Raw genomic sequence first — 23,512 nt, 5'->3', positions numbered from 1 at the left:
GGGTCATGTTGCGCGATGGCGTTCTCCGACTCGGGCCGGAGAACGCCGATCGGGCTGCAACCTTAGGGCTGGCTTGGATTGTCCCGGCTGCACAAGAACATGACGGTTTTGCCTAGGTGGGCTTCCACGTCGAGCACCTGTGTGGTGATGTAGCTGCGGTGCCGAGGAAGCCGGCCTTCCAGAAGTCGAGTTTCAACGTTCCGAACTGTGCGTCCACTGCGGTCAGGTCCACCGATACAGTCCTGGTGTCGTTTGCGGTCTCAAGTCGGCGGATGGCGAACTAGAAGCCGAAGAAGCTCACCACGGCGCGGTTGAGGTCACGACGGCCGAATTGGGCGCACGCCCGAGCCACACTCAGAGAAACTGCATTAGTTGTGTATACGGTCGTCGGGCGGCAGCCCCGCCGAGAGTTCCCGGACGCGGTCGCGGGCGGCCGCCTCCGCCTCCGGCTGGTTCTGCGTCAACGCGTACGCGTCGGCCAGCGCCGCCTGGGCCGCGATCTCGAGGTGGACAGCACCGCACGACTGGAACAGCTCCACCGCGCGCAGCAGGGCCACCTCTTGCTCGATGCGCGCACCCCGGGCCCCCTCCAGCAGCGCCGTCGTGAGGTGGATCCGGCCCTCCAGCACGATGTCGGCGCTGTCCCGGGCGCACTCCTCGGCCCGCGCCAACCGGGCTGCGGCCACGTCGAGATCGCCGCTGACCAGAGCCAGATCGCCCAGGCCGTGCAGCGCGTAGGCGTGGCCGACCCCGTCGTCCAGGAACATCGCGAACACCTCCCCGAAGGCCGCCTCGGCCGCCGCCTGATTGCCCCGGGCCAGGTAGGCGTGGCCCATCCAGTACAGCGTCGGCGCCAGCACCTGCGGCTGGCCCAGCTCCCGCCCCACCCGCTCGGCCTCGCGCAAGGTGGCCACGGCCGCCTCGGCGTGACCCATGTCGAGGTGGGCCTGGCCGATGAAGCGCAACGTCTGCTGCACGCCCACCACGTCCCCGCTCTCGCGATAGTGCACGAGAGCCTCGGTGAACTGTTGCAGCGGCCGGGCCAGCTCACCCCGCCGGCGCAGGGCGTTGGCCAGCGTCCGCAGCGCGACTGCCCGCCCGCGCCGCTCCCCCACCTCGGCCAGCAGCTCCTGCGCCCGTTCCAGCTCGGCCACGCCGGACACGCCGGGGCTGCCGCTGGCCACCAGCGGCGGCTGACCCAGCCCGATCAGCACGACCCCCTCGCCCCGCCGATCCCCTGCGCGCCGGCACTCGGCCAGCGCGATCTCATGGGTGACCCGCCAGTCGTCGAAGTACTGCCCGATGGCGTAGAACTCGTGGGCCGACACGGCCAGGTCCCAGCACACCTCGGTCAGCCCGAGCGCCGCCGCCTGACCCACCGCGGCCCGAATGTTCAGCCGCTCGATCTCGAACCAGGCGCGCGGCGCCGAAGCCAGGGCTTCCACCTCGGCGTCCGGTACAAGCACGTCGGGCTCGTCGCTGTGGACGATCTTGGACTGCCCGCCATATAGGGCGTCGTGGGCGCGGCGGGTGAGTGTCAGCAGGGCTCGGCAGACCCGGGCCGGCGCCTCGGTGTGCTCGTCCGGCGGCTTCAGTTCGGCCCGGGCCCGGTCCCGGGCATAGTCGCGGGTCAGGTCGTGGAAGCCGTAGCGGGCGCCAGGGTGCACCGGGTCGACCATGCCGACCAGCGCCAGCCGGGCCAGCGCGGCGCCGGCGGCCGGGCCCGGCTCCTGGAGCAGCGCGGCCGCCGTCCACTCGCCGAAGGTGGGCTGGGCCAGCAGGCCGAGGCCGAGGAAGAGCCGGCGGGCGAGGTCGTCGAGCGGGGCCAGCCCGGCGCCGATCGTGCGGGCCAGGCTCTCGTCGCCGTGCCGGAAGGCGGCCGGGCCCTGCTCGCGCAGCCGGCGCAACAGTTCGGCGATGGGGCGGTGGAAGTCCTCGACCCGCATCTGGGCCGCGATCCGCAGAGCCAGGGGCAGACCGCCGCAGAGCCGGACCACCGCCTCGACCGCCTCCTGCTCGCGGCCGACATCGACCTGGGCCGCCGTGACCACGTTGCGGAATAGCTCCGCGGCCGTCTCGTGGTCGAGGGCCTCCAAAGTGGCGACGTGGTGGGCGGGCGCGTCGATGCCGGGCAGTCGGCGGCGCGCGGTGACCAGGACGACCGAGGTGACGCCACCCGGAATGAGGTCGCGGATCTGGGCCACCGAGCCGGCGTCGTCCAGCACGATCAGCAGCTTGCGCCCGGCGGCCAACGTGCGGAACAACGCGATGCGCTCGCGGCGGCTCTCGGGCACCGTCGTCTCGCCCAGCGCCCGCAGGAACTCGGCCAGCACCTCGCCCGGGTCGACCGGCTGGTCGGAGCTGCCGCGCAGGTCGGCCCAGAGCTGCCCGTCGGGGAACAGGTCGGCCGCGTCATTAGCCGCGCGCAGGGCGAGGGCGGTCTTGCCCATGCCGCCTGGTCCTGAGATCACCACCACCTTGAGGCGCCGGTCGCGCAGCACCGCCCCGACCTCGGCCAACACAGCATCCCGGCCGACGAACGAGGCCGGAGGGGGCGGGAGTTGACGAGGGAGCGCGACTGGGCGTGGGACTCGCACGGCGGTGTCGTCGGCCCGGGCCACCGCCTCGTCGTTGTGCATGGCCATCTGGTAGCCCAGCTTGCGTAGCTCTTTGGCCGCGCCGCCGTCGACCGCCTCCTCGTGGCGCTCGAGCGCGGCCATAGCCTCGGTGGTGTGGCCGCTGAGGTAGAGCGAGAGCATCAGTAGGCGGCATAGCTGCCCGTCGGCCGGGTCCTCGGCGAAAAACTGGGTCAGGTCGTCGAGAATGGCGGCGTGCTCGCCGCGCGCGTGCTCCAACGTGAACAGGCGTACGGCCGACCGTTTGCGCCGGCTGAGCAGGGCCGCGATGTCGGTCGCGAACGGGGCGTCGGGCACGTTGGCCAGCGGGGTCCTGCCCCGCCAGAGGCGGATCGCGGCCCGCAGGTGCTCGATCTCTTGCGGGATGTGCTGCTCGCGGCGCTCGGCGTCGGCCCGGTCGACGTGCCAGCGGAATTGCAGCAGATCGAGGTCGGCGGTCGCGGCTTTCAACTCGTACCCGAAGCGATTGTGGGTCTTGATCGAGCCGGGCCGGCCGGCCAGCGCGACCAGCCGGCGCAACGCCGAGACGGCCTTGTGCAGCTGAGCCGGGCTGACCTCGGGGTCGCCCCAGCTCGCCTGTAACAGTTCCGTCGTGGACAGCTGCTGGTTCGCCTTGATCAGCAGGGCCGCGAGCACTGACAGGTGGTGACCGCCGGGCAGCTCGAGGGCACCGCCGCCGGGCGGTCGCACCTCGAGATTCCCAAGGACTCGGAAGATCACTGAAGGTTTCGTCCGAAATGGAGAGATTCGCGCGAAGAAGGGCGAACTGACACAAGGACGAGGATCGTCGGATTTCGCGTGTTCGTCACCGACTCCTGCCGCCACGATCCCTTACAACGGTCTTGCAGTCTTTGTGCACCACTCGTCTCAATCGTTGTGGACGACTTGTTCGAGTACTCGATGTCGAGCACGCCTCGCGTCCTGCTCAGCAGCATGCAACCCACCTTCCCCGCCGGGGCGCTTTGCGGACGAGGCCTCGATCCTGCCAACGTCGACATCGTCAAACCTACCGCCAACCTACCGTTCGTGGATCTGGATGGCATTTCTCGCGGCTTTCCTTCGAGTTGTTGCTGCGCTAGCCTCCGCTTACCTTCTACCGCGATCCTACCGTAGGCCTACCGGGCGAGGATCGTGGTCTCCCATCGGGCTAGCTCTGCATTTGCACAACGGGTGAGGACGGTTGCTTGACGAGTGTCCGCTGCGACCGGCGGATACGCGAACGGCACCCGTTGGCGCGGGTGCCGTCCTCGATCCGCTCGACCAGATCCGTACGCATGAGGGACCAGGAGGACGAGGATCAGCAATGAGGCTACGCGAACCCCCACACACAGCCCAGTCACATCCACCGGCATCACCCCCGTCGCCGCCGGCCCAAGGTTGGTCGCGGCTTGGCGGGTTAGGCACGGTTGCAGGATTCTGTCTCGGCACTTTAAGCGCAGGCATCGGCGTCAACATCCTGAGCGATACTTTTCCGCGCGTAGCTTTGGTGGTCACTGCCGGCTTGGGCGTGGTGGCGGCTGTCGCAGCATGGTTGCGTCGGTACCCCGGCTCGGTGCTCCAGCGTGTTGTCTGCATCGTGCTGTGGACGCTGGCGGCCATGGGCATCGTGCTCTCGCTGGTCCTACCGCGCTGGACGGCGTGGTTCACGGCCGTGGCCGCTGTCTTTTTAGCCGTTACTGTTCTGCTTGCCACCAGCGTGCACACAGCTGCTCGTCTACTTGGCGGCGCAGCGTGCATCGGCGGCGGAGTCTCGCTTGCCGCGGTAGGGCTTCCGTTGCTGCAAGACGGTCAAGCCTTTGGTCTGATCGTCGCCGTCAGCGGGGCAGCGGTCGGCATCGTTGGCGTCAGCATCGTCCGTGGCAGCCACGTATTTCTCGGAGCGGCCGGCGCGCTGTGCGGTCTCGGCATTGCCGCTACGGGGATAGCCTGGTCGCCCACCGTCGGCAAGTTGCCCAGTGCCGCCACGGTCGCTTTAGGTCTAGCAATCTTCGTCACTGGGCTGGCAAAGCTCCACGGCATTCGAGATCTGTATGGTGCTGCAGCTATTGGACTGGCTACCTCACTGAGCCTCGGTGGCACGGCAGCACTGCGTAACGGTTTCGTTCTCGGCGGTGTTGCGCTGCTCGTCGCTGGAATCGCCGCCATCGTGCTGGCCGGTTCAAAGCTGCAGCAAAGCGCCGCCGCAAAGCTCTGGCACTGGTGGCGCGCGATTACTCAGGACCGGCGACATCCCAGTTCACCATCGCCGACTCCGCTGCCACCCGCCAGGTCCGAGGCTGCGTTAGACACAAAGCCACCCACCGGCCGCTGGCCGGAAGGATGACGTCGATGGCGATCAAGCCTTGCTCGAGCGGGATCTTCGCATCGGTCTGAGACACCATGACCCCCGCCTGACGCAGCCCGCCCGGTGTGCAGGTCGGCGAAGTGGTCACCCCTCTCTTGCCCCGATATTGCCCACCTAGACGCGGTGCACTCGGCAACGCTAGGCAGCTACCGCCTGGGCCTGGCAGCGAAGGCTGTCCCAGACCCGTAATCACCGCTGGCGTACTTCGCGACCACGCTCGGCGTCGCCGAGCACTACCAGCTGGACAAATCTGTCGTGCTCTGAAGGCTCGCGCCCCTTTCCTGGCGTCGCCCTCACGACGCCCACCGCGGCCCGTTACCCCATATCAAGAAATGCGGGATGGCCTCACGAGGGGCGGTGAGAGGGCCGCGTCGATAACGGGCTTTCACGTCGGAGGAGCACCTCCAGCAGTTGCCGGCGCGCGCAGCGCACTGCAATAGTTGTACTCTCGCCTAACCTCGAGACCCCCAGCTGCGCCGTGCTAAGCGGCGCACGCTCATGCCGATGTAAGTAATCTGCAAAGCCCATCGGCGATGACCGGCGAACTTCGTTGACCGGCAATACGGACAAATCTGGCTGCGACCCTCGATTCCGGATCTAGGGTTTCGCCGTCCCAGCGATTTATAGAGTCACGTTGACACCGGCACGTCGGATTCGTTCGGCTTGCCATCACTTGGCTGCGCTCACGGTTACCGTACAGTTGGTCACTCCAGCACTGAGATAGACATCTTTCCCACCCGTGTTGAAATTGAACGTCAGCACCTCGCCCGGATTTCCAATCTTCTCTATTAGCGCTTTTCCGTCGCTGCTGTCGCGTACCGCCACATCGCATTGATCTTCAGCCGGCGTCGCCACGACGTGGAGCTGTCGAGTATCCGTTATGCCGAGCGAATCAGACGACGATCGGGATATCTTCGCAGGGAGTGATGCTCTGCCCGCACCAGCGACACGGCGGGCGTTACATTCAAAGTCCTTGGCGATCTGGTAGCGGAAGGTGCCGGAGGTTCGAACTTGCAGCCAGTGCGTCGCGGACTGCTCGCTGCGACTGTACACCGTTCCGATCTCGTCACCTTGGCTATTCAGCAGGTATACCGAGCAGGCTGATCCAGTGACCTGAAGGCGCCACGGTGATTCGGCGGTGAACGGTGCTGATGGCGCGTACAGATATGAGGTTTCTCCGCTGTCAAAATTGGTGGCAGAGGGTCTGCTGGTGGCTACGTTCGGCGCGCGTGAGTCGGATTGGGTTGTTGGCGAGAGACTGGTAATACTGTCCGTTCTGCCGGTGGCGCCGCGGTCGAACTGGCCGTTTCCGATGAGGACCGCAGAGGCGATTAGGAAAGCGGTACCGCAAAGCGCAGCAAGCCATCGCATGGTGGAAATATGGATCCGAGGGCGGGGCGGCCCGGGTTGCGTTTCGCCGATCGGGATAAGTTCGACCGGAGCCAACGGCTTATCCAGGCTCTTAGTTTGATCGGCAACTCCGGCGGGGTTGCTGGTTTGACTCAGCTCGTCAACTCGCTGCTCATCTCGGCGCACACGGTCCCGCGCCTCTCTCAGCTCACCCACGAGTGCGCCGACCTCTTGCTCGATGTTGGCGAGCCCGCTATGGGAGGCGACAGCCGGCTGATGCCGGGCGGTCTCCAAGAAAGAGCGGATCTCGGCAAGTTGCTCCGCAAGCTGTTTTTGTTCTATGCGTGAGCCTTCGAGTTCTTTCTCCCTGGCCGCCAGAAGAGTCTCGAGTTCCAGGCGGCCTGAACCGGTTGGACGTACTGCAGGGGAGGCGTTCCGCGCAAAGGGGAACTCGTCCGCAGTATCGCTAGCTCGACGAGTGGGAGCGGGTTTACCGTCGGCTACCAGTCGGGCGTGGACCTCGAGGTAGATGGGGTTCAGTCGCAGCAAGCTGGGTTCGTCGGCGATGCCGTCCCGCACAATCTGAGTGAAGTACTTCGTGAAGTAGGTCATGGGAGGATCGTCAGTCGTGCCCTCGGGCTCGAACCAGGCGGTGCCGTACGGACCGCTCGCCGCAACGGTGTAAACACCGTTGGAGCGTGCGCGGACGGCCAAATCCGTGGCAGATCCGGAAAGGCTGTTGGACTGTTCGGTTGCGATGCCTGAGTAGCAACAATCGAGAACGACGATCTTCACTCGAGCAGGGGATCGTTGGAGCGCGCGTCGCACCACGTCGTAAGGCAAGCTGGTTGTGCTACGACGCGGCGACTCAGTGACCGAATTCCTGGTGCACAAGCAGAGCTGGTCCTCTTCGTCGACCTGGCCGTGGCCGACAAAATAGAATAGTGCAACATCGGCTGCTTCGGCAAATGTGCGCATCAATTGATCAGGAAGGTCGGCGGGGCGTTCAGGATTACTGACGACGGTAAGGCTGTCCGCCGGCCAGCCACAAAGATCGCTTTCCAGAGTGGCACGCATGGCCTCCAGGCTGCAACGCGCCGCGGGGACGTCCGGTAAGTCGGTTGAGGTGAAGGACCATGACCCAATCAGGACCGCACGAGACCGGCCTAGGTCGAAATCACTCACTTCTTGAGCAGCTTGTCCACCATGGTCGAGACATCGTCCATGCTCGACGCGCTTACCTCAACCTCGGTCTCGTTGCGGCGCAGCTTGATCGTGATCGGTGAGCGCTTCGCGCGCAGAAATTCCGGCAGGGTTTGAATGAGCGCTGCGACACCTGAACTGCTAATGATCGCGATCACGATGTCCACGGTTCCCAACTCGCCTTGTCTTGGAGGCGCAGTTGATCGCTCCGTACGCGCGCCCGGCAGCCGTTCGATCCAGCGCACCAGCGACGACACTAGGCTTGCGTCAGGTACTTCGACGGTCAGTCGTACGGTTGACGCGTTCCTCTGGTCTGCATCGTGAACCATGTTCGCAAGTTCCTTCGCCGCGCTTCCCATCAAAATGAACACCTTAGCGGACGGACGCTGCCGCACCTTGCTTCTGCCGGTACACCACCGACAAATACCTGATTCTGGGCAGCAGGCTCGACGAGAACACTCGAATTCGTGTTTATGTCACCCTTAGCTCATTTCGGAAATACGGCCAAAACGTTCCGATCGGCTGCGGTAACTATCGGCTACGTCAGGGGATGATCTTTAGTGGGTTCGAGCAGCTTCCTAGATGAGAGTCGGGAGACGTGCAGTATCGCCTGGCCTCCCTGCTCGGTGTCGACCAGCTATTCCTCGGCCCGCTCACTCACGCCCTAATCCAAGCTGGCGCAAACCCGACGCGCCTGTGGTCGAATAGCACCCACCTGTTGACATAGGGCCAGCCACGAAAGTACTCGGAGCAGCCACCGTTGAGCTGATATGCGGCACCCCACAGGTCGATCCGAAACGAGGTGGCCAACAGGTCGTGCAGCGGCTGGTCCAACTGCGCGCCCTCAGCTGCCGGCAATCCGGTCAGCATCTGGCGACCTTATGGGCGTCAGTATGATTCGGCGCCTGCGTCGCTCTCGCCTGACGGGTTGCCACGACACCAGCCCGCCTAGGTGAACTTTCCGCCCTCGAATCCTCACGATGTTCAAATCTGAGTCGATGGCAAGGTACTCGGCGCCGGTGACCGTGGGCTAGCTGCAGCGTCCCGATGGAGTTACTGGATGGTAAGGCTGGTGTTCAATGCTTTTGCTCATAGCGCGTGGGCTGATCGGCCTAGCGGTTTCACGCTTACCATTCCCGGTAGGTTTGATCCGGGCGGCAACTACATGGACGACCTACTACTTGACAACCTCGCGCGGGAGCAAGAGCCAAGAAGGAAAGCAGCCCTTGCAGCGGAGTACAAACATCAAGAACGCTTAGAGCGGCGGACCGCAGAGCGGTAGCGCCGTCAGACGTTGCCAGTCTAGGGCATGGGCTAGGCATGTGCGAGATGGCGCACCCTACCCCCCGGTACAGACTGGACGGCGCACACTAGACAGCTACCCTCGGCCCTCCCCGAAGATGCATGCGCAGCCAATCTGCCTGCGGGAGACCGTGTCCTCCAGGGCTTTCAAATGATCCGAGAAGGCGTAGTCGCGTCCCAGCGTCATCCCGGCCTTCCAGCTCACGCACTCCTCGCGCCACACCTCGCCAACAAAGAGCTCTCGGTTACCCGGCCGGCGGGGCGAGGCGCTACCCATCTAAGCTCACTGCTGCAGTTTTCTGGTCGCGCGGATTCGCCTGCCGCGTAGGGTTTGGCAGATCACTCGTGACGAGTTCACCGCTCATTGGCCGAGCGCCATCCGCTATTCGGCTCACCAGCGCCGAGCCAGGTCGATAACGTTCAGATCTGTCACGCTGACGTTGAGACCCAACCACGTCTCAGGTATTACGGGGTGCGGCTGACGCAATCGGTCTTACGACTCTGCCCGTTCCCGGCGTAGTCGTTCGAGCAGGGCCGCGTCGGTGACAAGATCGGGATGGCCGACTTGACGGTCGAGGTCGACGACGCGTTCCAGTTCAGCGATCGCCTGATCCAACCTGCCCTCAGCCCGGTGGATCGCCGCGATGTTGTATAGGGTGGTTGCTCGCCGGCCCGGTCACCGACCTCCCGCATGATCGGCAACGCCTGCTCGAAGTAGGCCAAACCCTGCCGCCGATCCCCCCGCCCGTTGTGCACGAGGCCGATGTTGCTGAGCGTCACCAAGATTCGCCCGCCACGCTGATCAGCAGACTTTCGCTTGCTACTGCTGGGAGCCTGGTCGCTGTGCCTACCGGCAACCGGCCTTGACGGCCGCGACCTGGATCGGCACGGTGGCGGGCGGCCCTCGAGCTGCCGGTCGTCGAAGGCGTAGCTCGCAACTGCCGCGTCATGACGAGCCGGCGGATGCTTGAAGTCGGCCGTCGCCTGGTCGATAAAGTGATTCCGTCAACCCATCGGCTCGCCTGAAGATGTCGTCTTTGGTTCGTGCCGGCCTCCGTGCGCCCGGGTCGCCACATCCTGGGACTCGCTGCGGGCGAACCCGATGAGTCTGCGTCCGAGAAGTGCGATTGCTGCAAGCTCGATGAGTCCTGCGGCTTGGAGGTCGTGCAGGCAGCTCGAGATTAATAGCGAGCATGACAGGTTTCCATGAGCTCCTCCCCTTTCTGTCCGTCCAAGATGGGCAAGACAAGTTTGAGTTTGTCTGCTTGACTAGCAATCGAATCTGCGACCAGGCGGGAAGTGCGAGCCCCCGTCTTGATGTCTTGCGCAGGCCCGAGCCCGGCAGACGCATATAGACAGGAAAGCTCTGCCCGCCGAGTCGACTCACCGACCCGGCGAGTAACCACGGTAATCGCCGACTTGTCGAAATCGTCGTGCATGACATATATCGAGTAGTTCCCTGAGTGGTACCCGACAAGGTCGTCGGCCACGTCCGGTCCCTCAAAGCCGAAAGAAGTATTCAAGAATTCGTACCGTTCGACTGCTTCCACTTTGAAGCGCTGAGCTGGCTTCATTTTTCTGTCACGATCCATGACGCGTCACCACCCAGTAATCGTCAACTTTCTCGAAGTGACGGTACCCGAGACCATCAAGGTATTTTATTTCCTTTTTGAATACATTGCCACCTCTGTAAAGGGTCTCAGATGGGTCCGTGTACAGCCGGATCTCGTCTCCCCGAGCGTCTGCCTCATCGATGAAGCGCTTGTTTCGCGTCCAGTTCCACCGTCCGGAACCCTTGCCCGGAAGTTGAAGGATGTTGATTTTGTCGCGATCCAGTAGCTTCAGCGAGTTCTTTGTTCCGAGTGCCGTGACTCCTGGACCGTCGCTCGCACTGGACCCACAGCCAACGTTGTGGACGAGTACTGGCGTCTCGCCAGCCAGCACATAGTAGGTGTGCAAGCCGTCCACGGTCAGGTTGAAGGCCGCCGCACGGTTCTTCACGGATGAGAGGCCATCGACTTCGGCGATGTCGCCGCTCGCGCTTAGCAGATCGTCACCGAGGTCGAGTTCGTCCGCACGCTGCCACTGATGGTCCGTCTGATTCCAGAAGGGGTGATCTTCGGTCGTGGTAAGCGGCTGACCATCCACCATCAGGACGTAAAGATCGTCTTGGTGGACCCATGTTGCGGTCACCTTGCGTGGGCCTTGCTCACCTGTCTCCGGGTCGGTGGCTAGAACTACGTCGCCGACGTCGATATCTGCGATGAATTTGGTGGATCTGTCCGCGAGCAGGACCGGCGTTTCTCCGGAGAAGCTCCTTCGACCGGTTCCTCCTGCTCCGATTCTGCATGCCGTCGCAACTTCTGCGACGGTCATGAGGCCGGCGAAGACGGCTGAGGCAGCCTCGTTGGCGCCGGAGGTTCCGTGATCTGATTCGGCGGCGGCTACGGCGCTCTTATCGGCGATGTCAACCAGAATGGGGTAGGTCTGGCTGCTGCAGTTGGCAAGTTTCCATTGGCCTGCCATGCAGGCTTCGAGCATGGCAGCGGCGTACTGGAAGTCGCGGAGTGACCGTCCGCCGTTTGCCTTGGTGAGTCTGGCGACTGCTTCGTTGTAGGCGGTTATGTAGGACTCGATATTGGTGACCTGCCAGCTGTCCAGGCAGCCGTAGTCGGTGATGCAGATGGCTGCGGTGCCCTGGTCGGGGTTTTCGTAGACGGTTGCTTTGCCGTGGTAATCGTCCGACTGGCCCCTTTTCGCGGTGCGATTTTTGTACTTACCTGTTCCTTTTTTCTCGCGGCCGTACCGGTCGTCTAGGTCGGGGTCTTTGGGGATGAGACCGGTGGGGTCGCTCAGCGTGACCGGGCTGTTGTTGGCGTAGGCGTAGGCATTCCATTGCTGCGGGTCAGAGAGATCTTGGGCGGGGTCGACGGAGATGAACCGGCCGAGGTCGGGGGCGTACTCGCGGGCGCCGAGGTGGGTCAGTCCGGTGTTGTCGATGGTGCCGCCGACGAAGCCTTTGTCGTTGGGCCAGGCGGCGGTCGTGCCGCGCGGGGTGCCGAAGGGGGTCTGTCGTCGGGCGGAGGCCTGCTGGGTGCCGGCTGCGATGGCGATCTGCGCGGATCCTTGGTGGTCGGACGCGAGCCAGGTCACTCCGGAGCTTGTGCGCGAGGCGATGGTGCTTCCGGCGAAGCTGTAGTAACGGGTGCCGGTCCGGGCGGTGGTGTTCTTGGTGAAGCGGATTTCCTGGCCGGGCAGGTAGAGGGTCTTACCGGTCGGGTCGTCGCGGACGAGGCGGTTGCCGTCGGCGTCGTAGATGTAGGTAGTGCGTCCGCTGGTGTCGCTGGAGGATTCGAGATTTCCTTCGGGGTCCCAGGCCATGGTCTGGGTGCCGGCCGACGGTGTCGGCCGCGTGAGCATGTCGCCGGTCTCGTTGTAGGTGAAGCTGCCGGTGGTGCTGCCGGATATGGCGTTGACGGCGTGCGGGCGGATGGCGGTGGGGCCGGGTGTCGGATAGGTGTAGTCGGTGCTGCGGTCGCCGGCAGCGGAGTGGATGGTCTCTTTCTTGCGGTTGCCGATGGGGTCGTACTGCCAGGTGTTCCAGTAGGCGGCCGGGCCGCCGAGCTGCGTCACTGACGTCGGCGCGGCGTCGCAGTTGCCGTCGGCAGGTGTCCAGGCTTCGGTGAGCCGGCGCAGGTAGTCGTAGGTGAAGCACTGGTTGTCGTCTTGCGGGTCGGGTGCCGTGTCGACGATCTGGGTGACGTTGCCGGCCTTGTCGTACTGGTAGGCGGTGTCGGCGACGATGTACGGGGCTACCGAGTCGCGGTCGGTGCGAATATTGGTGAGTCGGCCGGTGGCCAGGTCGCGGTCGTAGCGGGTGTAGACGTGCCCGCCGCTGCCGAGATATAGGTCGACGTTGTTGAGCTCGCCGTAGGCGTTGTAGGAGGCGTCATTGACGTAGGACAGGTTCTGTGTGCCGTACAGCGTGGTCAGGGTGCGTGGCTGCCCGAAGGTGTCGTAGCTGGTGGTGAGTGTTTCTGCTGGTAGCCCGGTGTTGGTTTCCGGCAGGCTGGTCGAGTTGGCCGAGCCGTCGATGTTGTAGGTGGTTTCGTAGTTGTAGGTGCCGGACAGTCCGGTCTGGCTGTCGGGGATGATCAGAGAGGCTTTGGTCGGCTGGTAGCGGTCGTTGTACTCGTCGATCTTCGACTGGTACGGCGCGGTGCCGACGTAGCGGGTCGATTGGGAGAGCTGCCCCTTGGCGACGGTGTCGTAGATCCATTGGGCCCGGCGGGGGCCACCGATCTGATTGTCGTAGGCGTCGCGTCGGCGGTTGAGCGTGTCATAGGCGTAGGCGATCGTCTTGCCGCGCGCGTCTTTTGATGTGGTGACGTTGCCGTTGTTGTCGTAGGTGAGGCTCGTCTTGCCCTTGCCCGGGTCGTCGATCAGCGTTGCCCGGCCGCGCGCGTCGTAGGTGTAGGTCCAGTCGTTGCCGAGGGTGTCGACGACGGCGCTGAGGTTGCCGCGCCGGTCGAAGCTGTACCTGGTGTTGTCCCAGCTGCCGGCCGTGCCCGGTGTCGGGTTGGGGCCGTGGTATTGGCGCAGTTCGACGGTGCGGTCGCGGGCATCGGTGATGGTCGAGCTGGCGGTTCCGCCTTCGGGTGGGGTGATGTCGGTGCGGTCGCCGCCGTAGGTAGTGGTGGTGCGCCAGCGTTCGACCCCGTTGGGCTGGAAGACCTCGGCGACGACGCGGCCGGCACCGTCGTAGACGGTTCGGGTCTGCCGTTCCACGAATGCTCGGTCCTTGGAGGCCATCAATGTGCCGCCGGCCGCGCCGTCAGCGTGATAGGAGCCGAAGGCGAGCACTTGCCGTCCGGCGCTGTCGTAGAAGCTCTCGGTGAGCAGGCGTCCGCCGGCGGGTGAGGGCATCTGCGTCTGGCGCGGCCGTAGGAGACCGTCATAGAGGGTGTAGGACGTGACGTAGGAGCCGGTCGCGTTCAGGCTCGAGGTGGACACCACGCTGGGGGCGTCAGCGTTGAGTTCATAGCTGTATTTTTCGGCCGCGCTGTCGGTGCCCTTGACCCGTCCAGGGGTCCAGACGGCGGTGGTGCGGCCGAGCGGATCGTAGGTGATGTCAGTGCGTTTGCCGTTCGGGTCGACGGTGGCCGTCGTCGAGCCCCAGGCGGGTTCCAGGGCGACCGTGGTGTCGTGCAGCAGTGGGTTCTTGGTCACCGTGGCGGTGACCGGCCCGTCCTGCTTGGGCGTGTAGTCGATCGTGCTGGTGGCCTGTCTGGCGTCGGAGACCGAGACGGGACGGCCGTGGACGTCGTAGCCGGCTTTGTTGGCTTCGATGAACGTCGGGGTGCCGTTGTTCCAGTCGGACAGCTCCTGGGTTCGTGTGGGCAAGCCCCAGGTCGGCGCGACGCCGTAGTCCTTGGTGTCGTAGCTGGTCCGGGTTTCACCGATCACGTCGGCTGTGGTGAGTGTGCCGCTGGTGTCGGCGCATTTGACGGCGAAGGTGCGGACGCGTTGCGGCTTGTCCACGATCCATGCGGTGGTGTTGCGGATGTAGTCCGTACGGGTGCACTGCTCGTCGCCGCTGACGCCGTCTTGGCCGAGGTTGTCGACCACGCTGGGCATGCCGTAGGAGTCGTATGTGGTGACGGCCTTGGTCACCCGTTCGCCTCGTCCGCCGTCCAGGGTGATGTGTGACGTCTGTGTTCCGATGCCGGTGTGCCGGGCGGTCACGGTGTCACCGTTGATGGTCCGGGTCGCCGTGGGCGCGGACGCCCATGGTGTGGACAGCTCGCGGGAGACGACGGCGCCCTTGGGCCCGTTGAGGACTGTGCTTTCGCGTACCGTGCCGGCGTGCCAGTCCTCGTCGGCGATGCCGTCGAGGGACGCGGGACGTTTCGCGGTCGGGTCGTCGGGGTCGGCCCGGTCGTCGTTCATGCCGCGGAAGTAGCGGGTTTCGGTATAGGTGGGCTGCTGGTCCGCGTCGCCGACGGTCACACCGACCCGGCCGTAGCCGCGGTAGTCCGACCAGGTCTTGTACTTCTTCTTCACCAGGCCGTCGTCGTCGGTGTAGTGCCAGGCCGCGCCGTCGAGGTAGTCGTAGGAGTAGATGACGCGGGGACTGCCCTTCGGCGGCGCTCCACCGGTGTTGTCGTTCTCGAAGATGGTCTTGACGACGTACTTGTTGAACCAGTCCCGCACCGGCGCGGACTTGCCTTCGGGTACCCAGTAGACCGGGTAGCAGCGGCTGGTGTTGTTTTCCGGCGCTGGTCGCGCTTGCCCTGGCTTGCATTCGGCTTCTGAGTACTCGACGCCGATGGTGCCGCCCGTCTCGGTGCGGATCTTTTCGATGCGCATCCATTTCATCGCTTCGGCGAAGTCGATGGTGTCGACCCGGTTCGCTTTCTGGACGGGTGTGAATTCGACGTCGGGCACGGTGGCGGTGTCGCCGACCAGTCCGGCGTGGGACAGCTTCGACAGCCACAGCCCGGCTTGGGTGCCGTCGCCCGGGTCGGGGAAGCTGTGTTTGAGGGTCCACCGCTCGACGTCTTTGTAGGTGGTCGGGCTGGTGCGCACCCGTGTGGTCACGGTGGCCAGGCGTTTGGTGCTCCAGAACGTGGGGGTGAGCACTTCTTCGCAGGTGTCGCCCGTGCATTCAGAGTCCCAGGGCACGTCGGGCCAGTGGCCGGCGTCGTGGGTGCCGCAGTCGGCCAGGCACCGGTTGCCGGGGGTGAACTCGACGCGCATCGGCGCAAGGGAGTTCAGAGCGGAGTCGACGCCGTTGATGCGGCGGGTGCCGTAGTCGATGTGGTCCAGCCAGGCTGATCGGTCGTAGCTGGCGGCGTCGTCGGGATCGAAGTTGCGGGCGTATTTGTTGGATTCTTTGGTGTACCAGTACGACATCGAGTTGCCGCCGGGGTCGACGACGTAGTCGAGGTTCCAGCGCCAAGCCTGCAGGCAGTCGGAGTCGGCGAACGCGGTGGCGTGGCATTCCTCGTTGGGGTCGTTACCGAAGACGGGCACGGTCAGCGTCGAGTAGGTGACCGGTTTGTTGGTGGTCCAGCCGGGCAGGCGGTGCCGCCCGAACCAGTATTGGGTTCCGTCGGTGGTGGTGAGCACCCAGTATTCGTTGTTGTTGTCGCCGTTGGTGGTGTCGTTTCTGCGTTCGATCCGGGAGCCGTCGTCGCTGCGTAGGTGCCACCGCTTCTCGGAGGCGTTGTAGATCAGTTCGCCGGAGTGTCCGGCGAGCGACAGGGTGGCGTTGTCGGTTTCCCAGCACAGATCGCCGGTCTTTTTGGTGTTGTTGGCCTGACCGTCCATGTCTTCGGCGCAGGGCAGGTATTTGCGCTCGATGAACCCGCCGGCAGTCATGTCGAAGCCTTGGCCGATCCAGGACGGCTGGTTGTTCGACGCGGCGTGCATGCCGTCGACCGACTGCGAGTTGTACGACAGCGTGACCGTCGGCGCCGGCCGGCCGAGTGACGGTGGGGTCCGCATCGGATAGGACCAGGTGAAAGCGCCCGAGTTGCCGCCGGCGGACCATGTGGAGGAGGCGCTCAGCGGGCTGGCCGCGTAGTCTCCGGCTGGTCCGCCGGGCGCGGCGGTGAGCGCGATCAGCGTCTGCACACCGCTGACGGCGATGTCGGCGGACACGGTCTGCGCTGTGCTGTCGTTCGCCGATACCAGCGGCCTCATGGTGCATGCAGCGTCCGCGGGACGGGTGAGGGCACACACGGGGACGGTGGTCAGGCGCAGCCGGCTCGACCAGTCTGCGCCGTAGGCGCTCGCGTAGGCGCCGTAGTTCACCGTCAAGGTGGCCGGCACGCTGGCGGCGGCATCTTCGCGGCTGACACGCATGAGCACGCCGCGCACACCGGCGCGTTCGGTTGCTGCCCTGTCCAGCGTTTGCACCCGGATCCGGCCGGCGGTGGGCTCGGATGCCCGGCCGGCGGATGACAGCTGCCGGGCGGTGACGCTGACGGAGGTGCCGCTGGCCGCCGGGGCTGAGATGTCGATCTCCTGGGTGCCCGATGCCGGCCAGACGGGGGTGGGCCGCGCGGCCGCCGGCGGTGGCTGCTTGGCGGCGACCGGTGGTGGGATCTTCGCGATCTCGGTGGGCACCACCGGTACGGCTTTGGTGGCCGGTGGGGTGTACGGCTCGGGTGTCGCTGCCTGGGCGGGGGCCTGGAGGATGCCGACGGTCAGCACGGCGGTCAGCACGGCGGCCAGTGGTCGCCGCCGGGACAGGGTGGAGGGGGTTGTGCTCACCGGACACTCCCAGGTGGTGTGGGGGAAACCGTGCAGGGGCGGGGGTGCTGGAGGGGCTCAGGCGGCCGGCCGCCTGAGCCGGTCGGTCAGGAGGTGGCAGGGGTGATGCGCAGGCCGTAGCCGGGGCGCAGGACGGCTTGCCGGTCGGCGTAGAGCAGCGTGTTGCTGCCGTCGCCGGCTTGCAGGCCTACGAGCGCCATGCCGCCGCTTTGCAGATAGGTGCCGTCGTTGCCCGGGTAGACGTAGCCGATGCCGCCGGTCTCGTCGAGGATCACCTGGAAGCTGAACCGGGTGCTGGTGTCGTCGTGGTGGCGCAGGTTGCGCCATTCGATGACGTACTGCCGGTTCGGTGCGGTGCCGCGCACGGCTGTCAAGACGTCGGATTGCCCGTCGGCTTCCCAGTCGCCGCGGAACGGGTACAGGTAGCCGCCGGCCAGGTCGAGGGTGCCTTCGGAACCGATGCGCAGGGTTTGGCTGCTGGCGCCGTAGAGCTGTACGGGGAACGGTAGATCGACGGAGGCCCAGCTCTGGTAGCCGGTGAGCAGATCGTTGCCGGTCAGCGCCGTGTACGCGATGGGTGTTTCGGTGATGGTGTAGGCGGTGGCGACCGTGGCGGCGAAGTTCACCGTGGCGTTGTTACGGCCGACCAGGGCCGGCTTGGTCAGGGAGCCGGTGCAGTCACCGCCGGGGATGCCGGCGAGCACAGTCCAGGTCTTGGCGGGGACATCGGCGAGGTAGTAGGTGCCGTCGTAGCCGGTGGTGGCGGTGACGCCGCCAGCGGTGACGGTGGCGCCCTCGACCGGGTTGTCGGCGCAGGTAATGGTGCCGGTGATCGCGTTGGTGGCGGGCGCGTCGGGCGTGAAGCGTACGCCGGCGCCATCGGTGAGCAGGTCGGTGGCGTACAGGTGCTGGAAGGCGACGGTGCCGTCGGTGTTCTCGATGCCGACGGTGCCTTGGTTGCCGCGTTCGACCGGGTTGTCGGGGTCGATGCCGTCGTAGGCGAAGGTAATGGCGCCGTTCTCAGCGAAGATTACTTCGAACGACACCCGGTCGGTGGTGTTGCCGTAGGCGGCGGCGTTGCGCCATTCGACGATCCATTGCCGGTTCGGTGCGGTGCCGGTCACCTGGGTGGCGATGGCGGATTGGCTGTCGATGTCCCAGTCACCCCAGAAGGGGTAGACGGCGCTGTTGGGGGTGCCGTCCACGGCGCCGGACGGGATCGGTGTGGTTGCCGGGTCGGTTCCGCCTTCGGGGGCGAAGCTGACGAATCCATTGCTGGAGACCCACACGTCGGTGGTGGTCTCGCCATAGAGGTGCAGCGGGAACGGGGCGGTGGTGTGCCACATCTGGTCGTCGCCGGTCCAGGGTTGGACGGTCCCGGCCGCGGTGAACGGCTGCGCGGTGGTCGTGCAGTGGTAGTAGTTGTCGGCGTCGTCGTTGAGTGAGAGGTCTTCGGTGGCGTCGCCGGCCGTCTTGTAGACGGTGGCGGTGGCGTACTGGCCGAGGCAGCGGTCGTCGCCGCGGGAGGCGCTCAGCTGGTAGGCCCCGGGTGGCAGGCCGGTGAACTGGTAGTTGCCGTCGGTGTCGGTGGTGGTGGTGCGGTTTCCGGGGTTGAGGGTCACGCGGACGCCGCTGATCGGGGTGGTGCTTACGGCCTCGGTCAGCGCGCCCCGGACGGCTCCGGCCGCGGCGGGGGTCCAGGTGAGGGAGCTGTTCGGGGTCAGGGCGGGCTGCCCGCTGGAGTAGTAGTCGGCGACGCGGCTGGACAGTGCTTCCACACCGACGGTGGCGTTGCTGCCCTTGTGCAGATCGGTGGGCATGGCGCCGTACTGGTAGCTGATGGCGCCGTTCTCGTGCAGGACCGCCTCGAAGGTGGTGCGTTCACTGGTGTCGAGGAACAGCGCGTTGCGCCATTCGATGACGAAGCTGCGATTGGGCGTCGTCCCGAGGGTGTGGGTGCGGACACTGGCGGCGGCGTCGATGACCAGGTCGCTCCAGAACGCTTCAAGGTAGCCGCCGCCGACGGCGGCCCAGCCGTTGGTGGACACGGTGGCGGTGCTCGAGGTACGGCCGTAGAACGGCATGGGGAACGGCAGGTTCACCTCGGTTTCCGCGTCGTCGCCAGACAGAGATAGGACGGTTCCGGCGGCGGTGTAGCTGGCCGTGCCTAGCGTGCAGGCGTAGCCCATCGCGCCGTGGTCGGGTCCCAGGCGCAGGTCGAGGGTGGTGTCGGCGGCCAGGTCGACCTGCCGTTCGGCCACGTCTGCGCAGCGGCCCGTCTTGCGGGTGCTGACGGTGTAGCTGTCTGCGACGACTCCGAAGAAGGTGTACGTGCCGTCGATGGCGGTCGTGGTGCTCAGGCCGCTGGGATCGAGCTGAACGGTGGCGCCGGGAACGCGCTGGCCGGCCGCGTTGGTCAGAGTTCCGCTCAGGTTGTGGGTCTCGAAGCCGCCGGTGACATCCGGCGGGGTGAACACGATGGCCTTGCCGTTGGCCAGCGATGCCTCGTCGGCCGAGTAGGCGAAGCCGTCCTGCCCGTCGGCTGACTCGATACCGACCAGGGCGCTGCTGCCCTGCTCGGCGGTGTTGTCCAGGCCGTCGTAATTGGTGGTGACTGTGCCGTCGGCGGCTAGGGTCACGGCGAAGCTGACCCGCTGACTGGGGTTGGCCTTACGGGAGGCGTTGCGCCATTCGACGACGATCTGCTGGTTGCTGCCGGTCCCGGTGGCCGCGGTGCGGACACTGGCCGAGCTGTCGATGATCAGGTCGTCCCAGAACGGGGCGATGACCGCGTTGGGCTCGGCCGCCGCTACCAGCGGGGCGCCGGCGGTGTGCGGGTGCGCGCCGAGTGGGTCGGCGAACGACAGCAGACCGTTGGTGTCGACCCAGGCGCTGCGGTAGGCGCCGCCGTAGAACGGGAACGCGAACGGCAGGTCCATGGTGGTGACCGCGTTGTCGCCGGTCAGGGGCAGCACGGTGATTCCGGTCGGGAATGTGGCGGTCCGTTCGGCGCAGGTGTGCCCCAGCGCTGAGGAGGCGCGGACCAGTTGCAGGTCGAGGGTCAGTCCTTGCCCGTCGATCTCGTACTCCTGGCGGGCGGCGATGCCGCACCGCCCGCCAGAGCTGGCCGTGACGGTGTAGATGCCGGGGTTCAGGTTGGCGAAGGCGTAGGCGCCGTCGGCGTCGGTGGTGGTCGTGAGGCCGCCGGGCTGCAGCCGGACGGTCGCGCCGGCGGCGGGCAGCCACGTGGTGAAGTCGAGCACGGAGCCGTTCAGGCTGGCGGCCGGTTTGACCACCACGCCGATCTGGGTGGGTAGCCCGACCCGGTTGCCGTCGTCGACCGCCGCCGCGAACAGCTGCCACTGTCCTGGATTGGTGCCGACGGGCACGGCCACGGTGACGCTGCCGCCCGCCGTGGCCAGGGTGGCGGTCGAGCCGAGCGCGTCGCTGGCGAAGCTGTAGCGGATCTTGGTGATGTTGGTGTCGCCGCCGCCGTTGAATGTCACCGGCACGGTGCTGCCGGCGGCCGCTTCCGGCCCGTTGGGCAAGGTGATGACCGGTTGTAGCGGCACCGCAAGCTCGGCCAGGCGGGCGGCGGTTTCGATGAAGGTATAGACCCGGACGTCGTCGACGGCGCCGTTGAGGAACCCGTCGTCGGCCCCGTTCCATTTGCGTTTGCCGATCGTCACCGCGCCGGTGGCGTTGAATCCGCCGGTCAACGTCGCGGTCGCTGTCTGGGCAACACCGTTGACGTACAGGGTGAGCTTCTTTGTGGAGCCGTTGTAGACGGCGGCCAGGTGCGTCCACTTCCCGGCCGTCGGGGCGGCGTTGGACAGCACCTGGACGCCGGCTGGGTTGTCGATGTCGGACCCGGCCATCGCGAACCGCCACCGGTTGTCCGGGCCTGAGTAGCCCAGCGTGTAGGCCGACGTGCGGCTGCCGGAGGCGGCGATCGCGGTGCGCTGCCCGGTCACGCTCGCGGTCGAGGTCAGTCTCACCCGGGCGGTGACGGTGAAGCTGCCGTCGGTGCGAACGGCCGTGGGCGCGCCGGTGGTGGGGTGCGGGTAAGTCGGCGTTGCGGCGGTGGCGGCGAAGCTGGTGGCGCCGTTGAGGGACAGGGCCTTGCCGGTGCCGGCACGTCCAGCCGCGCGGGTCGCGCTGCCGCCGAGCGTGGCGGTGTTGCCGTGCTCGCTGATGTCGGCGGCGGCACCGTCGTCCTCATCGAACGTCCATTCCGCCGCAGGTCCCGTCCCGGCTTTGACGGTGAACCGGTAGATCGACGGTTCGGACGAGAACCGGCCGGCGTGGTCCTGCGACCAGACCTCCAGCTGGTTGATGCCCTCGTGCAGCGGCAGGGTCTTCACCGTGCCGGTGTGGTCGGCGTTTTTCGGCACGATCTTGCGGGTGCCGGCATTCAATGACCAGCGGTAGGCCGCGACCTCCTGCGGCCGTGTCGCGGGCGCCGCTATCTTGAAGGTTCCTTGGATGCCGACGCCGCCGCTCGGCGCCGTGCTCGAGTAGTCCGTCGAGGTGATTGCACCCGGTTTCGGTGGTGGCGTCGCGTCGACCGTGAACTCGCACAGCCCTGACCATTTCTCCAGGTGGCCGTCCGACGTCTTGGCCTGCCAGACATAGGTGCCGCCGTCGGTCAGCCGTCCCGCCGGGATCTTGCCCGATACCGGCGAGCCGCTGATGTTGCGCTGCGACACCTTGTTCGACTCGCTTCGTGACCCGTTCTTCGGCCACCAGTAGAAGTCAGTGGTGAGAATCCCGCCGTCGGGGTCGGAGTGCCGGCCAGAGAGGGTCGGGTCGGTCCACAGCACGTAGCGTGGGTTCTTGGCCTGGAAACAGCTATTTCCGTCCACGGCACGCTCGGTCAGCACTGCGGGCCGCCGGTTGAAGTCGATCGCGATCCGCGCGGTGGACGGATCGAAGCGTTTCCAATGCGTCAGCGTGCCTTCGTTGACGGCGCGCAGCCCCAGGTTGACGCTGGTCCAGCCTTTCGAGACGCCCAGTTTGACGGCTGATTCGACGTTGAATTCGACGTCGGCCGGCCCCTCGCAGCCGTGCACTGAACCGACCTTGTGGTTACCCGGGCTCTGCGCCGTGTAGCCGCTGTACCAGGTGGGCTGGTTGTTCCACGTCGTCGCCGCCGAGAAGCCGCCGGCGAGCTGCACCTTCGCGTTACTGACCGGGTTGCACGTCCAGGCATGCGTCTGCTTGATCATGAACGTGGCCGCCGTGACCTCGGTGTCCTTGACCTTGCTGGTGTCCAGCCGGAACAACGACCGGATGATGTGATCAGGGCAGCCCTTACAGTCCTCCGTGCGCCCGGCGCCGGCCGCTCCGAACGTCTTCGCATCGGTCAGAGCAGTGGAGTTCTTCCAGAACGAACTTGTCGGGTGCTTGCTCCACACCGACGTCCACTCGTTGTTCACCAGCCGCCCGGTCACCGACGGATCGATGTACACCGGGAACGTCGTCCGCGGGTCAGCCAGCATCGCCTTGTCCGGTGTGATGGTCAGGGCGCTCGCGTCCACCTTCACCGGCATCACCACCTGCCGAGCTCGGTCGCCATCGCCCGGTTTCGTGCGCGGCTTGCCGCCACCGGAGGGAGGTCCGGCCGCTCCCGGCCTGGTGGCTCGCTTCTCCGCCACCGTCCCGGCTGGCTGGGCGGAGTCCGCCGATTTACCCGAGTCCCACATCAGTGGTGCCGGAGCCGCGAACACCCGAGCGCCTTTGCTGTCGCGGGCTTCGAAGCCTCCTCCGGCGGTCGGGTGCACCTGAACGCTGCTCGTCGACAGACCGAAGCGCAACGAAGCGAGCTTCGGGTTGGCGGCCGCCTTCGCGTTGCGTACCACCAGAACTTCCGAAAACCCCACCGCCTGTGCGCTGACTTGAAGGTCTACTCCGGGAAGCACATCGCGGTACACCGCCGATGAACCCTTCAACACGGGCTTGGGCAACACGGCAGGCCAGGTAATGGCCAGCTCGCGATCGCCATCGCGCAGCTTGCCGACCAGCGTCGTTTCACCGCCGGAAAACACCATCGGCAACACCGACGCCCGTGGTGCCACCCCCTCAGCGGTCTTCACCAGCGTGGTGTCCACTGGCACCCAGGAGCTGCCCCGGCGCACCCGCGTCGGTTCCACCGACTGCACGAGCGTCAAGGTGCCATTCGGATTGACGAACGTCTGCGCATCTTCGGTACGCTCGGACAGAATCTCCACCCGGCGCTGACACACCTCGGCCGTCCGGCGGGCGGCCGAAGTGTCCGCCTGCTCTGCGACACACGCGGCCGGCGCGGCCACCGCCGGTTCGGCGACGCCCACCGCGGCTAAACCTGATGCCAGCAGGGCTATGGCACCGACCAAAGCCACACGCGTACGCCTTGACC

At 65.9% G+C, this 23,512-nt stretch carries 8 protein-coding genes; 1 reads left to right on the top strand and 7 read right to left on the bottom strand.

Going from position 1 to position 23,512, the window contains the following annotated elements; genetic code table 11:
• Window positions 1–368: 368 nt before the first annotated feature.
• Window positions 369–3,356, bottom strand: coding sequence for an AfsR/SARP family transcriptional regulator (locus OWR29_RS26495; protein WP_267565955.1), 2,988 nt, complete (start codon window positions 3,354–3,356; stop codon window positions 369–371).
• Between the two features lie 877 nt (window positions 3,357–4,233).
• Between OWR29_RS26495 and OWR29_RS26490 the strand changes: the two genes are divergently transcribed.
• Window positions 4,234–4,959 carry a hypothetical protein gene (locus tag OWR29_RS26490; RefSeq protein ID WP_267565954.1) on the top strand — a complete coding sequence of 242 codons (726 nt, stop codon included), beginning with the start codon at window positions 4,234–4,236 and terminating at the stop codon, window positions 4,957–4,959.
• A 690-nt stretch (window positions 4,960–5,649) separates the two neighbouring features.
• Here OWR29_RS26490 and OWR29_RS26485 read toward each other — a convergent pair.
• The 6 genes from OWR29_RS26485 to OWR29_RS26460 form a co-directional block, all read right to left on the bottom strand.
• Entirely contained in the window at window positions 5,650–7,515 is a 1,866-nt protein-coding gene (locus OWR29_RS26485) for a caspase, EACC1-associated type (protein WP_267565953.1), read from the bottom strand.
• Window positions 7,512–7,862: an effector-associated constant component EACC1 gene (locus tag OWR29_RS26480; RefSeq protein WP_267566074.1), complete on the bottom strand. Its 351-nt coding sequence runs from the start codon at window positions 7,860–7,862 to the stop codon at window positions 7,512–7,514. Before OWR29_RS26480 ends, OWR29_RS26485 begins: the two co-directional genes overlap by 4 nt.
• A 1,438-nt stretch (window positions 7,863–9,300) precedes the next feature.
• Complete coding sequence (locus tag OWR29_RS48320) at window positions 9,301–9,615, bottom strand: tetratricopeptide repeat protein (protein ID WP_267565952.1); 315 nt, start codon at window positions 9,613–9,615, stop codon at window positions 9,301–9,303.
• 401 nt (window positions 9,616–10,016) lie between these two features.
• The gene (locus OWR29_RS26470) at window positions 10,017–10,427 is read right to left on the bottom strand and encodes a hypothetical protein (protein ID WP_267565951.1); all 411 of its coding nucleotides are present in this window, start codon (window positions 10,425–10,427) and stop codon (window positions 10,017–10,019) included.
• Complete coding sequence (locus OWR29_RS26465; RefSeq protein ID WP_267565950.1) at window positions 10,417–17,115, bottom strand: polymorphic toxin-type HINT domain-containing protein; 6,699 nt, start codon at window positions 17,113–17,115, stop codon at window positions 10,417–10,419. Before OWR29_RS26465 ends, OWR29_RS26470 begins: the two co-directional genes overlap by 11 nt.
• A gap of 86 nt (window positions 17,116–17,201) precedes the next feature.
• Complete coding sequence (locus tag OWR29_RS26460) at window positions 17,202–22,661, bottom strand: NIDO-like domain-containing protein (RefSeq protein ID WP_267565949.1); 5,460 nt, start codon at window positions 22,659–22,661, stop codon at window positions 17,202–17,204.
• Window positions 22,662–23,512: the final 851 nt, after the last annotated feature.

Source organism: Paractinoplanes pyxinae (assembly GCF_026626335.1).
Taxonomy (GTDB): domain Bacteria; phylum Actinomycetota; class Actinomycetes; order Mycobacteriales; family Micromonosporaceae; genus Actinoplanes; species Actinoplanes pyxinae.
Note: the sequence above shows the minus strand (reverse complement) of the source record. Positions and strands in the feature narration are given on the sequence as shown.

Bases quoted from the DNA above. Each gene is read 5' to 3' on its own strand.
- OWR29_RS26470 (WP_267565951.1), bottom strand. From the start codon at position 10,427: ATGGATCGTGACAGAAAAATGAAGCCAGCTCAGCGCTTCAAAGTGGAA.
- OWR29_RS26490 (WP_267565954.1), top strand. From the start codon at position 4,234: ATGGGCATCGTGCTCTCGCTGGTCCTACCGCGCTGGACGGCGTGGTTC.
- OWR29_RS26480 (WP_267566074.1), bottom strand. From the start codon at position 7,862: ATGGTTCACGATGCAGACCAGAGGAACGCGTCAACCGTACGACTGACC.